Annotated in this window: 10 protein-coding genes and 1 CRISPR repeat array; of the genes, 2 read left to right on the top strand and 8 right to left on the bottom strand. The window is 69.8% G+C overall.

Going from position 1 to position 11,809, the window contains the following annotated elements; translation table 11 throughout:
• Nucleotides 1-24 precede the first annotated feature (24 nt).
• The 6 genes from HNQ09_RS07165 to HNQ09_RS07140 form a co-directional block, all read right to left on the bottom strand.
• On the bottom strand, nucleotides 25-729 hold the full coding sequence (locus HNQ09_RS07165; protein ID WP_184027291.1) for a phosphatase PAP2 family protein: 705 nt from the start codon (nucleotides 727-729) through the stop codon (nucleotides 25-27).
• A 161-nt stretch (nucleotides 730-890) separates the two neighbouring features.
• Entirely contained in the window at nucleotides 891-1,256 is a 366-nt protein-coding gene (locus HNQ09_RS07160; RefSeq protein WP_184027289.1) for a hypothetical protein, read from the bottom strand.
• A gap of 223 nt (nucleotides 1,257-1,479) precedes the next feature.
• A CRISPR array of direct repeats spans nucleotides 1,480-2,154; the repeat unit is 37 nt; unit sequence GTTTCAATCCTCAGCCGCCTCGAAAGACGGCTGCAAC.
• A gap of 186 nt (nucleotides 2,155-2,340) precedes the next feature.
• Nucleotides 2,341-3,174 carry an SDR family NAD(P)-dependent oxidoreductase gene (locus HNQ09_RS07155; RefSeq protein WP_343057650.1) on the bottom strand — a complete coding sequence of 278 codons (834 nt, stop codon included), beginning with the start codon at nucleotides 3,172-3,174 and terminating at the stop codon, nucleotides 2,341-2,343.
• 1 nt (nucleotide 3,175) lies between these two features.
• Nucleotides 3,176-4,681, bottom strand: a complete 1,506-nt coding sequence (locus tag HNQ09_RS07150; RefSeq protein ID WP_184027287.1) for a flavin-containing monooxygenase — start codon at nucleotides 4,679-4,681, stop codon at nucleotides 3,176-3,178.
• An 11-nt stretch (nucleotides 4,682-4,692) separates the two neighbouring features.
• Complete coding sequence (locus tag HNQ09_RS07145; RefSeq protein WP_343057648.1) at nucleotides 4,693-5,571, bottom strand: alpha/beta fold hydrolase; 879 nt, start codon at nucleotides 5,569-5,571, stop codon at nucleotides 4,693-4,695.
• On the bottom strand, nucleotides 5,568-6,803 hold the full coding sequence (locus HNQ09_RS07140; RefSeq protein WP_184027285.1) for a cytochrome P450: 1,236 nt from the start codon (nucleotides 6,801-6,803) through the stop codon (nucleotides 5,568-5,570). The genes HNQ09_RS07145 and HNQ09_RS07140 overlap by 4 nt, the downstream gene beginning before the upstream one ends.
• A gap of 84 nt (nucleotides 6,804-6,887) precedes the next feature.
• Between HNQ09_RS07140 and HNQ09_RS07135 the strand changes: the two genes are divergently transcribed.
• A complete protein-coding gene (locus HNQ09_RS07135; protein ID WP_184027283.1) occupies nucleotides 6,888-7,556 on the top strand; it encodes a helix-turn-helix domain-containing protein in 669 nt (222 codons plus the stop codon).
• Between the two features lie 88 nt (nucleotides 7,557-7,644).
• Here the strand turns inward: HNQ09_RS07135 and HNQ09_RS07130 are convergent, their stop codons facing one another.
• Together HNQ09_RS07130 and HNQ09_RS07125 are read right to left on the bottom strand one after the other, a co-directional pair.
• A complete protein-coding gene (locus tag HNQ09_RS07130) occupies nucleotides 7,645-9,666 on the bottom strand; it encodes an NPCBM/NEW2 domain-containing protein (RefSeq protein ID WP_184027280.1) in 2,022 nt (673 codons plus the stop codon).
• A gap of 322 nt (nucleotides 9,667-9,988) precedes the next feature.
• Nucleotides 9,989-10,870, bottom strand: a complete 882-nt coding sequence (locus HNQ09_RS07125; protein ID WP_184027278.1) for a DNA repair protein — start codon at nucleotides 10,868-10,870, stop codon at nucleotides 9,989-9,991.
• Between the two features lie 95 nt (nucleotides 10,871-10,965).
• Between HNQ09_RS07125 and HNQ09_RS19305 the strand changes: the two genes are divergently transcribed.
• Entirely contained in the window at nucleotides 10,966-11,790 is an 825-nt protein-coding gene (locus tag HNQ09_RS19305; RefSeq protein ID WP_425485865.1) for an HNH endonuclease, read from the top strand.
• Nucleotides 11,791-11,809 lie beyond the last annotated feature (19 nt).

Here is an 11,809-nt window from a genome sequence, read left to right as displayed (position 1 = left end):
GGGCGCCAGCTTAGCGGGTGGCCTTCAGCCCAGGTGTGCCGCATCCCGCAGGGGGGCGGCGGCCCGGTGCGGCGGGCGATTCAGGTGCAGCACCCGCGCCAGCGAGGACACCCACGCCACCGAGAACAGCGCGCCCCCCAGCACGTCGGTCGGGTAATGCACGCCGATGTACACCCGCGAGGCCATCATGCCCAGCACGTACAGCACGCCCAGGAGCAGCGCCGGAACCCGCCAGCGCGTGCGCCACAGCACCACCACCAGCGCGGTCGCCAGGGCGCTGGCGAACATCGCGTGCCCGCTGGGAAACGAGAAGTCGGGTTCGGGCAGGATGGGTGTCCAGAAGGCGGGCCGGGGGCGGTCGAACAAATTTTTCAGCAGCACGTTGACGAGGGCGACCCCGCCCAGACTGAGCGCCATGAAGTACCCCAGCCGCCGCCGCACCCGGTAGAGCAGGGCGACCAGCAGCAGCGTCAGCGGCACCATGCCCCGCGTGCTGCCGAACAGCGAGAAGGCGGCGGCCACCTGGTCGAGCGCCTCCGAACGGTGGGCGTGCAGCGCCAGCATCAGCGGTTTCTCGAACGCGAAGGGTTCTTTCTCGAAGACCTCCTGCGCGATCTTGGCAAACCCCAGCAGCGGCAGCAGCAGCCCGAAAAACAGCGCCAGCGACGCGCGCCCATGCTGGCGCAAGAAGGCGGCGAGGTGCAGGTGCGGCGCGCGGGGAAAGGTCATGGCTGACGGTCACGCTACGCCCGGCGCTGGGCCGGAGCGAGGGCGCTGCCTTGGCCCGGGGTTCATGGGGCGCCGCCGCCTGTCCGGCGGCAAATCCAGGCCCCCCGGCCAGTGGGGCCAGGGGGCCAGTGGGGAAGAGGGCGCCGCCTCTTCCTCAAGCGCTAGCGGGCCAACCCGGTGTCGGGGGTCGCCAGCCAGTCGTAGAACAGCAGCGCCGCCGAGACCGCCAGCAGGCCGATGGACCAGCCGTTGAGCACGGTCAGGCCAAAGAGGGTCGGCGAGACCAGACCCAGCAGCGCCACCAGCGCGAACGTGACGCTCATCAGGGCCGCGCTGCCGTGGGCGACTTCCGTCGAGACCGTGCCGAACAGCAAGACCGCGCCCGCGATCAGGGCCGCGATGCTCAGGCCGGTGGTCATGGGCAAGACGCCCAGAATCATTCCGCCCGCTGCCGGAACCAGTCCCCAGACGCCCAGCACCACGAAGAGCAGGCCCATCACCAGATCAATCCAACGTGCGGTGCTCATAGACACCCCCTGACGGGCCAGCCGCTACCGCCAGAGCGCGGCGTCGCGGGGCACCTCGGCCCGTCAGCCGTACCCTAGGCCGTCAGCGTTACCGGGGAGTTACCGGCCCGGTCCTTGAAGGGCGGCTGCAACCAGGCCGTCTTTGGCATGCTCCTGCTTGGTGTAGTTGCAATCCTCAGCCGCCTCGAAAGACGGCTGCAACACCGGCCCCCACCTGCACCTGGTTTCAATCCTCAGCCGCCCCGAAAGACGGCTGCAACCCGCCGCGCTGCTGGCCTGGGACGGCTCCGAGGTTTCAATCCTCAGCCGCCCCGAAAGACGGCTGCAACCCTGGGACATGAAGGGCGCGGGCTACTTGCGGTTTCAATCCTCAGCCGCCCCGAAAGACGGCTGCAACCGCCCTCAGGCGGGGTGTAGGAGGGCAGAGCGTTTCAATCCTCAGCCGCCCCGAAAGACGGCTGCAACGTGTTCGTACTCGCGGCCGCGCCAGACACACACGGTTTCAATCCTCAGCCGCCTCGAAAGACGGCTGCAACGCTGTCGGGGTCTATCGGCCCGATATCAGAGGCGTGTTTCAATCCTCAGCCGCCTCGAAAGACGGCTGCAACGCAGGACTTCAATGCCACCGCCGATGTACGGATGGTTTCAATCCTCAGCCGCCTCGAAAGACGGCTGCAACGCGGCCAGATGAAAGCCCGCCGTCTCGGCATAGCGACGTTTCAATCCTCAGCCGCCTCGAAAGACGGCTGCAACCAACCGGGGCGTGCAGTTCGACACCTTCAGCGCCGAGTTTCAATCCTCAGCCGCCTCGAAAGACGGCTGCAACGTCGTCATTGCTATAGCGGAGAGGCAACCATCAAAGTTTCAATCCTCAGCCGCCTCGAAAGACGGCTGCAACGTTCGTGTGCCAGAGGTCGTCCAGCACGCGTTCCGTCTCGCATTCTGCGCGAACCCGGCAGGTGGTGTCCAGCCAGGCGCCGCCACAGCTCCAGCTGCTGCGTCCTAGGCAGATTTCTCGGGCGGCGCGAACCTCCCCAGCTTCTTTCGTCACGCGGGGTTCGCGCCGGGGGGTGCTGGCCTGCGCTCAGCGCTGCACCCGCATCAGCGTCTGCACGACCGGCCAGTAGGTGCCCGGCAGCAGGCGCGCGAGCAGGTCGAGCACCCGCGCGTCCGGGCCGACGATCACGCGGGGGGCGCGGGTCTCCACACCGCGCAGGATCAGCCGGGCGGCCTCGGCGGGGTCGAGCCTCAGCAGCCGCTCGAAGTCGCGCTGGGCAGCGGCGACCTCGCCCGCAGGCACGCCCTGGCCGATCCGGGCGTTGCGGGCGATGCCGGTCCTCACGCCGCCCGGGTGCACCACGCTCAGGCCGATGCCCTGCGGGGCGAGTTCGTGGCGCAGCACCTCCGAAAAGCCGCGCACGGCAAACTTGCTCGCCGCGTAGGCGCTCTGCCCGGCGGGGCCGATCAGTCCGAACAGGCTCGACACGTTGACGATGTGCGCCCCCAGCTCCGAGCGCAGGGCGGGCAGGAGAGAGCGGGTCAGCGCGACGGTCGCCCCGAAGTTCACCGCCATCACCTCTCCGAACTGCTCGGCGCTCACCTGCTCGAAGGTGCCGCCCAGCGCCAGCCCCGCGTTGTTCACCAGCAGCGAGACGCGCGGGTGGGCGCGCAGCACGTCCCCGGCCAGCGCGGGAATCTCCCCGCTGCGGGTCAGGTCGAAGGGGTGGACGCTGACCCGCCGCGCCGGATGCCGCCCGCGCAGTTCGGCGGCCAAAGCCTCCAGCCCCGCCTGGTCGCGGTCGATCAGCGCCACGGGGCTGCCCTTGGCGGCGAGCTGCCGCGCCAGTTCCGAGCCGATGCCGCCCGCCGCTCCGGTGAGCACGGCGGCGCCCTGCCCGAAGAGGTAGGGGGCCAGCACCTCAGGCACTCCGGGCGGCCGAGAGCAGCGCGGGCAGCGGGCGCGGGCTGAGGCGCACCTGGTACAGCGAGGGGTCGAAGCGGCTCAGGGTGCGGCGAAACTGCGCGGCCCGCTCGGGCCACAGCGAGGTGTTGCGGCCCTGGTCGTCGATATACCAGCTGGTGCAGCCGCCCTGCATCCAGACGGTGCCCCGCAGCTTGTCTTGCAGCGCCGCGTTGTAGGCCGCCTGCGCTTCCGGGCGCGGCTCGAGGGCCAGCAGTTCGCTTTTTTCCAGGTAGTCCAGCGCCCCCAGGATGTACCCGATCTGCGCTTCCATCATGTACACCATGCTGTTGTGGCCGAGGCCGGTGTTCGGCCCGATAATCAGAAAGAGGTTGGGAAAGCCCGCGACCGCCGTGCCGTGCAGCGCCTCCATATGCGGCTGCCAGACTTGCGCCAGCGAGCGCCCGCCGCGCCCATGAATCACCCCGGCGATGGCGGGCTGGGTCGCGTTGAAGCCGGTGCCGCCGATCAACACGTCGAACTCGCGCTCCTGCCCGTCCGCCGTCACGACCCGGTTGCCGCGCACCTCGCGGATGGGGTCAGTGACCAGCTCCACGTTCGGCTGCGTCAGCGCCGGGTAGTAGTCGTCCGAGAGCAGGATGCGCTTGCAGCCCAGGCGGTAGTCGGGGGTCAGCTTGGCGCGCAGCGCGGGATCGGCCACCTGCGCTTCCAGGTGCTTGCGGGCCGTCTCCTCGGCCAGCCTGCCGACGCGGGCGCTTGAAAAGCTCAGGAAGCGGGCCTCGGCCACCCCGAAAATCCACTGCCGCGAGAGCCGTTGCAGCGCCGGCAGGCGGCGGTAGAGGGCGCGGCGGCGCCCGCTGGTCGCCTCGTCCATCCGGGGCAGCACCCAGGGCGCCGAACGCTGAAAGACCGTGAGCTGCCCAGCCACCTTCTGCACCTCCGGCACGAACTGGATCGCGGAGGCCCCGGTGCCGACCACCGCCACGCGCTTGCCCCGCAGGTCCACCGCATGGTCCCAGCGCGCCGAGTGGAAGCGCGGCCCGCTGAACGTTTCCAGCCCCTGTACGGCGGGCCATTTCGGCTCGATCAGCGGCCCGTGCCCCGAGATCAGCACCCGGGCGGTGTACGCTCCCCTGTTCGTCTGGATTCGCCACACCCCCTCTGCCTCGTCCCACTCGGCGCGCTCGACCTCGTGCCCAAAGCGGATGTGGGGCCGGATGCCGAAGTCGTCGGCCACCCGGCGCAGGTAGGCCAGAATCTCGGGCTGGCGGGCGTAGCGGTGCCCCCACCCCGGGTTGGGCGCGAAGGAAAAGGAATAGAGGTCGCTTTTCACGTCGCAGGCGCAGCCCGGATAGGTGTTGTCGCGCCAGGTGCCGCCGACCTCGCCCGCCCGTTCGAAGACCACGAAGTCGGTCACGCCCCGGCGCCGCAGCCCGGCGGCCATGCCCAGCCCCGCGAAGCCGCTGCCGATGATGGCGATCTGGTGGTGGAGAGCGTGCGTCATGCCTGCACCGGTCATGCCTGTACCTCCCGCAGAAAGTCGAGAGCCAGCCGGGCAAAAGCGTCCGCGCGTTCCAGCTGCGGCGCGTGCCCGGTGTCGGGAAAAAGGTGGATGCGGGCGTGGGGATGGTGCTCGCGGGCCGCCTCCAGCTGCCGGGCAGGCAGGATCAGGTCGCGGTCGCCCCACACGATCAGGGTAGGCAGGCGCTGCGCGGCGAGGCGGCGCTGCAAGTCCTCCCGCCACGCGGCCCGCACCCCGCGCCAGTCGCCCAGATCGCGCAACACCCGCAGGAAGGCGCGGGCCGCCCCCGGTTGCCGCGACAGCTCCAGCGCCTGCGTGACCCGCTCCTCAGTGGCAAAGGCCGGGTCGTGAAAGAGCGACTGCACCGTCTGCCGGGCGTTGCGCGGGGTCGGCCTCAGCAGCAGCTCGCCCACCCCCCGCACCGAGAGGGCGCGCAGGACGCCCGCCACCTCCGGGCCGAAGCCCGCGCTGTTCACCAGGATCAGGCCGCGCGCCCGGGCCGGGAACATCACCGCGAAGCGCTGCGCGACGGCGCCCCCCAGCGAGTTGCCGACCAGGGTGACGGGCCGCGTCTCGCCCAGCGCGTCCAGATAGTGCCCCACGAAGCGCGCCAGTCCCGCCAGGCTGTAGGGCACATCGGGCTTGTCGGTGTACCCGAAGCCGATCAGGTCGGGGGCGTAGACCCGCTGCCCCGCCCCGGCCAGCGCCTCCACGGTGGGCGTCCAGTCTTCCAGGCTGCGGCCGATGCCGTGCAGCAAGACCACCGGGTGGCCTTCCCCCGCCAGCACGTGCCGGGTGCGGACCCCGCCCACATCGACGAAGCTGGGGGCCACGAAGGTGGGGACCACGGCGGTGGACGTGGGGGCCGTCACGCGCCCTCCACCCGTACCCGCAGCGCCGCCGGACCCCGCAGCACGAAGTTGGCCTTGTAGGTCGGTTTGCGGTCCAGCACCTCCAGCCGGGGAAAACGCCGGGCCAGCGCCGCAAAAGTTTCCGCGATCTCCAGCCGCGCGAGGCTGGCCCCCAGGCAGTAGTGCGGCCCGGCGGCAAAGGCGAGGTGCCGCGCCGCGCCGGGCCGGTCCCAGCTCAGCCGCTGGGGGTCGGCGAAGACCGCCGGGTCGCGGTTGGCCGCCGCCAGCATCAGCTGGACCTGGGTGCCCGCCCGCAGCGTCCGGTCTCCCACGGTCAGGTCGGCGTCCAGCGTGCGCCCGTCGAGCTGCACCGGCGCCACGAAGCGCAGCAGCTCGTCGGCCACGCCGGGATGGTCGGGGCGTTCCAGCAGCGCCTCCCAGGCCTCCGGCTGCTCCGCGAGCGCGATCAGCGCGCCCCCGATCAGGTTGCCGGTCGTCTCGTGCCCGGCGGCGAGCAGCAGCACCGCGTTGGAGAGCAGCTCGTCGCCGCTGAGGCGCTCGCCCCCGTCCTCCACGGCGGCCAGGGCGCTGAGCAGGCCCGGCTGCGGCCGCCGCCGCAGTTCTCCGGCCAGATCGCGGAAAAAAGCGCGCATCTCGCGGGCGTCCGCGTCGATGCGGCCCATCAGTTCGGGCGACTGGGTGGCGCCGCCGATCAGCTCGGCCACGCTCAGCGTCCAGCGCAAAAAGCGGGCCTCGTCCTCGCCCGACAGCCCCAGCATGCTCATGATCACCCGCACCGGCAGCGGGGTGGCGAGGTCACTCACCACGTCGCCCTCGCCCCGCCGTGCGAGGTCATCCAGCAGGTCCCGCAGCGTTGCGCGCACCAGTTCCCGCTGTTCTTCCACCACCCGGGGGGTGAAGGCCGCCTGCACCAGCGAGCGCAGCCGCGCGTGCGAGACGCCGTTGTGAAACAGCATCATCGGGCGCAGCAGGGCCGTCGCGTCGCTGACCGGCACGTCCGGGCCGCTGAGCCACGCGCCGCTGCGGGCGGCGGGCGAGCGCAGCACAGCGTTGGCCGCCGCGTGGCCGGTCACGAAAGCGGCGTTCCACTCGGGCACGGCCAGCACCCCTCCTGCTCCCAGCGCCCGCAGGCGCTCGTAGCCGGGATGCGGATCGGCCAGGGCCTCCCCGCTCCAGAGGGCTTGTACGGCCAGCAGGGTCGTCGGGGGCGTCGCGGACGCGGAGGGCAACATGTCCCAGGGTGCGCCGACCCCTACTCGACTCGCAAGCGGGCCGGTCGAGTAGAGCGGCCCCGGGGGCAGGGGTAGTGTGGGCCTATGGCCTCTGACTGGCAGACCGTCACCCAGCCCGCCGCCGTCCGGGTGCTGCTCTCGGCGCGCTACCAGCCGGTGCTGCGGCGCCTGATGCTGGGCGAGTGGGCGGTCGCGGACCTCGCCCGCGCCTGCGGGTTGCCGCTCAATGCCGCGCACCACCGCGTGCAGACGCTGGTCAAGCAGGGCCTCGTCGCGGTCACCCGGACCCGGCCCCGGCGCGGGCGCCCGGTGCGGCTCTACCGCGCGGCGGCCGAGGCCTTTTTCGTGCCCTACGCCGCCACGCCCGCCGCCTCGCCCGAGGCCCTGGTCGCCCAGCGCGAGCAGGACTTCACCCGCCGCTTCGACCAGGCGCTGCTGGCGCTGGGGCAAAGCCTCGTGCGCGACGAGCGTGAGATCGGCGTGCGGCTCTACCGCGAGGGCCATCAGGTCGTGCAGGACCTCACCCCCCAGGCCGGGCACTTCGACCCGGCGGCCCTGCTTCAGCCCCAGCAGCCTGCCGTGGCCCTGATTTCCGAACCGCTGCGCCTGAGCCGCGAGGAGGCCAAGACCTTGCAGCGTGAACTGGCCGAGCTGTACGGGCGCTACGCCGGGCGCCCCGGACCGGGAAGCTACCTGCTGCGCCTGCACCTCATGCCCGCCGCCGGGGACCCCGAGGACCGGAGCCGCCTCTGACAGCCTCCGGGCAAGGCGCGGCCGCAAAGCAAAGAGGGCGGCCTGGAGTCACCCAGGGCCGCCCTCTCGGGGGTCGGAAAAGCGGGTCTCAGCGCGCGCCCACCACGATCCCGGCGGCGGAGAGTTTGCTCTGCCAGCGCACAAACTCGGCCTGCTCGCTGTCGAGCGTCTGGGTGCCCAGCCCGGCGTTGTTGGCCGTCAGCGACCCGTTGGTGGAGCCGTTGGGAAACCACCAGTTGTTCTGCGAGGTGGTGCCGGTCGCGGAGACCTTGGTCCAGCCCGACGTGTTGTTCTGCATGACGTGGCCGCCGAAGGCCGCTCCGGAGCCGTACATGTCCCAGACGTACAGCCCCACGTTCTGCGCGGCGATGCGCGTGCCGTCCGGCGTCCGCCCGCTGGAGATCACGCGGTTGTTCTCGATCCGGTTGCCCCAGCCGCCGATGATCGCCATCCCGTAGTTGGTGGTGGAGATGACCGTGTTGCCGTAGGCGTGCTGATAGCCGTTCGTCTCGGGGTTCCCGGTCACGCCGTCGCCCAGCAGGATGCCGCCGCCCGAGTGCGCGCCCTCGGTGGGGTTCGCCGGGTAGGACCCCTGGAGGTAGTTGTCGTGGATCAGAATCGGCTTGTCGGGCGTGCCGCTGGAGGCGTACATGTTGATCAGGTCCTCGCCCGCGCTCCTGCCCGCCTCGTTGATGTTCTGGTTCCAGGCGATCTCGGCGGTGGGGATGCGCGTGACGCCATTGAACTGCACCATCTGGCGGATGACGCTGCCCGAGTACCCCCCGGCGCCGTCACTCTTGCGCCCGTCGATGTTCACGAAGTTGTTCTTCAGGATGCGGATGCCCTGCCCGGCCGCCGGATCACCGATGAAGTTGTGAACATAGATGCCGCCGCCCGTGAAGGTGGACCCTTCGACGCGCAGGTTGCGGGCGTCGCCGATCTTGATCGCCATCTCGGCGGCGCGGCCCAGGATGTTGGGGGTGAGGGAGGTGCCGCGGACATTCCGCACGGTCAGGTTGGCCCCGTAGCCGTGAATCAGCGGGCCGCGTCCCCGGATGTTCGCGTTCTCGATGGTCACCGGCTCGCTGGTCTGGATCGAGACGGCGGGAGTGGTGTCGGTGCTCTCCCAGTTGCCCGAGTAGGTGCCGCCCCGGGTGACCACCAGCTTGCCGCCGTAGACCACTGCGCCGGGCGTGGGGGCGGGGGCCGGTGCGCTCACCGTCACGGTCGCCGTGCCGAACTTCGAGGCGTCGGCCGTGCTGGTCGCGCGGATGGTCGCCGTACCCGCCGTCACCCCCGTGACCGTTCCGTCGGCGGCCACCGTCGCCACCCCCGGGGTGCTGCTGCTCCAGGTCACCGCGCTGCTCGCCCCGCCGCCCGTCACCACGGTGGCCGTGAGCTTGCCCGCCGCGCCGGTCGTGAGCGCCAGGGCCGAGGGCGAAACCGTCACGCTGCTGACGCTGGGGGCGGGCGCGGCGACCGTGGTGGGGGCCGTGCAGCCCCGCAGCGTGGGCTGCACCCAGTCGGCGTGGTCGAACTGGTTGCCGTCCCCGGCGTCGGTCACGACCAGCCGCAGCTCGCGCTTTCCAGCGACCGACACGCTCAGCGTCCTGGTGGCGCTCTTGCCGGTCATCTTGCCGCTGTCATACAGCTTGACGCCGTCCGCGTACACCTGGAAGAGCACGCTGCCCCGGTCGCCCACCTCGTCGTCCACGCCCACGCTCGCCGTGAAGGTCGAGCAGCGCCCGCCCAGGTCAAAGGCCATGCTCGACCCGGCGTGCGTGCCGAACCCCCGCCCGAAAGTCTGGCCGTTGAGGGTCAGGGTCCGCCCGTCGCCCGCACCCTGCTCGCCGTTGCTGCGGTCACGCTCGACCGGACCCCAGGCGTTGCTCACGCTCACAAAAGGCTCCACGCTGAGGGTGTTGTCCCCCTGCCCCAGCTGCTGAGGCTCGACCACGGTGCCCACCGCCGCCCCGGCAGGCGCCTCAGGCGCTGGCGGAAGGCTCCCCTGACCGCCGCAGGAAGCCAGCCCCAGCGTCAACAGCAGCAGCGTTCCCTGGAGTCCCGCCCGGCCCTTCTTGTTGTTGCCCCACACCGCGTTCTGTCCCATATCCACTCCACTGACTTCCTCAAGGGAAGATTTGACTAAAGTAACGGCTGCCTTAAGGCAGGCTCATCCTGTTGCCAGACTAGTGAGCGCGATGCAAACAAAACTGTGTATTTTTTGGCAGGTCGAATGCCGATTTTCCAGCACAGCGGGGGCGTTTCTCGGGGGTATGAGAGCTGTAAGGAAAAAGTAAGAGTTAATTAAAGAAAATCGTGAAACTCAGCCGACGGGGTGGGGATTCTTTGGCTGCTCCTGGTTGGAACAATGCAAACGGCGCGGCGGGGGAACTTCCCCCGCCGCGCCTGGGTGATTCGGGTGGCGCGCTTTACCGCAGGCCGCTGCTCAGCACCGCCGCGAGCCGTTTGGTTCCGGCTCCCTGAAGCTCGTCGAGGCTCTGGGCCGCCTCGCGCGACATGGCCTTCCAGCGCTCCAGGCTGCGGCCCTCGCGCCCGCTTTCGCGCACGATGGCGGAGCTGACGGCAAAATGCGCCTCGGGCAGGCGGTCGAGCGCGCTTTCCGCGCCGCTGTGCCGCGCGCCCAGCAGCGCCCCGAGCATGCCCACGCTGTTGCTGCGCTCCATCAGTTCGCGCTGAAAGTTGCGGTCCCTCACCCGGGTAATCACGTCCCAGGCGGCGTCCGCGAGCGCTGTGGCCGGCGAGGCGGGGCGGTGGACCTCCACGGCGAGGGTCTCGCCCTGGCGCCAGGTGCGCGTCCAGAAGCCGCCACGTTCCGGCGTCCAGTGCGTTTCAAAGTCGCGCGCGTCCTCGATCAGCACCCGCAGCTGGGCGCTGCCGCCCTTCAGGGCCGCGCGGTGGCCGTCGGGCAAGACTCCCCATTCGCTGAGGCCCTCCGCGCCCAGCGCCTGCATCGCCGCGTAGGTGCCCGCCACCGCGCGGGCGCCCTCCGAGACCCGCGCGCGGGGCGTGCCGTCCACCAGCAGCGCCACGTCGGCCGTCCCCTCGGCGTCCCGCACCACCTGCGCGGCGTGGCGCAGGTGCAGCAGCCCCAGCCCCCAGCGGTCATGGGCCAGCTCCCACTCGCGGGTCAGCGCGGCGTTCAGGGCCGCCTCGTCGGCGCCTTCGTCCTGAAGGGCACGGACCTGGCTTTCGACCCCCGCCGTGCCCACGATTCCGGCGAAGCGGGTCAGGGCGTCCTCCTGGCCGCGTGAGGCGCTGGGTATTTCCTTTTTCTTACTCGTCTTGGTCATGGGGTTCCTCGGTGGGTCGGGATGACTCCGGCAGGGTCCGGAGACGGATTCTTGTGCCTTTGTTCTGTTCTGGACAGATTAGCGCCCGGCCCATTATGACACAGGCCGAGCCAAAAATTCCCGTGCCTCACGGCGTCGGTCGGGCGCAGCGCGAATGCGGAGGGTGCCGGAGGCGGGACTCTGGAGCGCCCCCAGCCGGACGGGGTACAGGTCCAGGTGACCCCGGAGCGGCGACTTCGTTATGGGCCTCGGCACTTTGCCGGACCTCCGTCGCCACAACCTGCCGGGCACCGGTTCCGGAGGTCTGGCGGCCCTCCACGCCAGTTTGCGCAGACGGTGGCGCCGCGCCCGGCCAACGCCGCCGAGGCGGAGGCCGGGGGAACGCCCAGGCCGGAGGGGTTTTTCAAACTAAGTCCGATTGTCTTGAAAATGCTAAGCTGACAACAATGGATGTGGCTCAGGTGTGCCGGACCTGTGGTCTAGAAAAATCTCTTGGTGAGTTCTATGCCATGCAGTTCGGCTGGACTCACAAGGATTGCAAGTCATGTTCTAAAGCGGCAGGTGCACGAAGGAACAACGCGAGATACCGCTCTGATCCTAGAGCCAGGGCAATGCAGATCGTTCACAGTCAAAATAATCGTTCGAAAAAATTGGGTGATGTGGGAATCCATGAACCACGAGTCATGGCTCGGCAACTCGTGGAGGCACCTGGTTGCCTCTACTGCCATCAGCCCAATCTGGCCCAGGGTCAGGGATTTTGCCTTGATCACCGAACGCCATTGATCCGCGGAGAGAGGAATGAGATGGAGAATATCGCTATCGTATGTGAATCTTGCAACAGAGCAAAATGGGACAAAACAGAGATGGAGTATAGAGACTGGCTCAACCAACTGGTACGGCGTCTCTCCGCTGAAAGTTGACTGCCAGGTGGAGAGAGAG

The sequence above is a fragment of the Deinococcus budaensis genome (assembly GCF_014201885.1).
In the GTDB taxonomy this organism is placed as follows: domain Bacteria; phylum Deinococcota; class Deinococci; order Deinococcales; family Deinococcaceae; genus Deinococcus; species Deinococcus budaensis.
This window is presented reverse-complemented; position numbering and strand designations above follow the sequence as displayed.

What these genes read in the sequence shown, in the direction of transcription:
- HNQ09_RS07165 (WP_184027291.1), bottom strand. Translation starts at nt 729, where the DNA reads ATGACCTTTCCCCGCGCGCCGCACCTGCACCTCGCCGCCTTCTTGCGC.
- HNQ09_RS07160 (WP_184027289.1), bottom strand. Translation starts at nt 1,256, where the DNA reads ATGAGCACCGCACGTTGGATTGATCTGGTGATGGGCCTGCTCTTCGTG.
- HNQ09_RS07150 (WP_184027287.1), bottom strand. Translation starts at nt 4,681, where the DNA reads ATGACGCACGCTCTCCACCACCAGATCGCCATCATCGGCAGCGGCTTC.
- HNQ09_RS07140 (WP_184027285.1), bottom strand. Translation starts at nt 6,803, where the DNA reads ATGTTGCCCTCCGCGTCCGCGACGCCCCCGACGACCCTGCTGGCCGTA.
- HNQ09_RS07135 (WP_184027283.1), top strand. Translation starts at nt 6,888, where the DNA reads ATGGCCTCTGACTGGCAGACCGTCACCCAGCCCGCCGCCGTCCGGGTG.
- HNQ09_RS07130 (WP_184027280.1), bottom strand. Translation starts at nt 9,666, where the DNA reads ATGGGACAGAACGCGGTGTGGGGCAACAACAAGAAGGGCCGGGCGGGA.
- HNQ09_RS07125 (WP_184027278.1), bottom strand. Translation starts at nt 10,870, where the DNA reads ATGACCAAGACGAGTAAGAAAAAGGAAATACCCAGCGCCTCACGCGGC.
- HNQ09_RS19305 (WP_425485865.1), top strand. Translation starts at nt 10,966, where the DNA reads ATGACACAGGCCGAGCCAAAAATTCCCGTGCCTCACGGCGTCGGTCGG.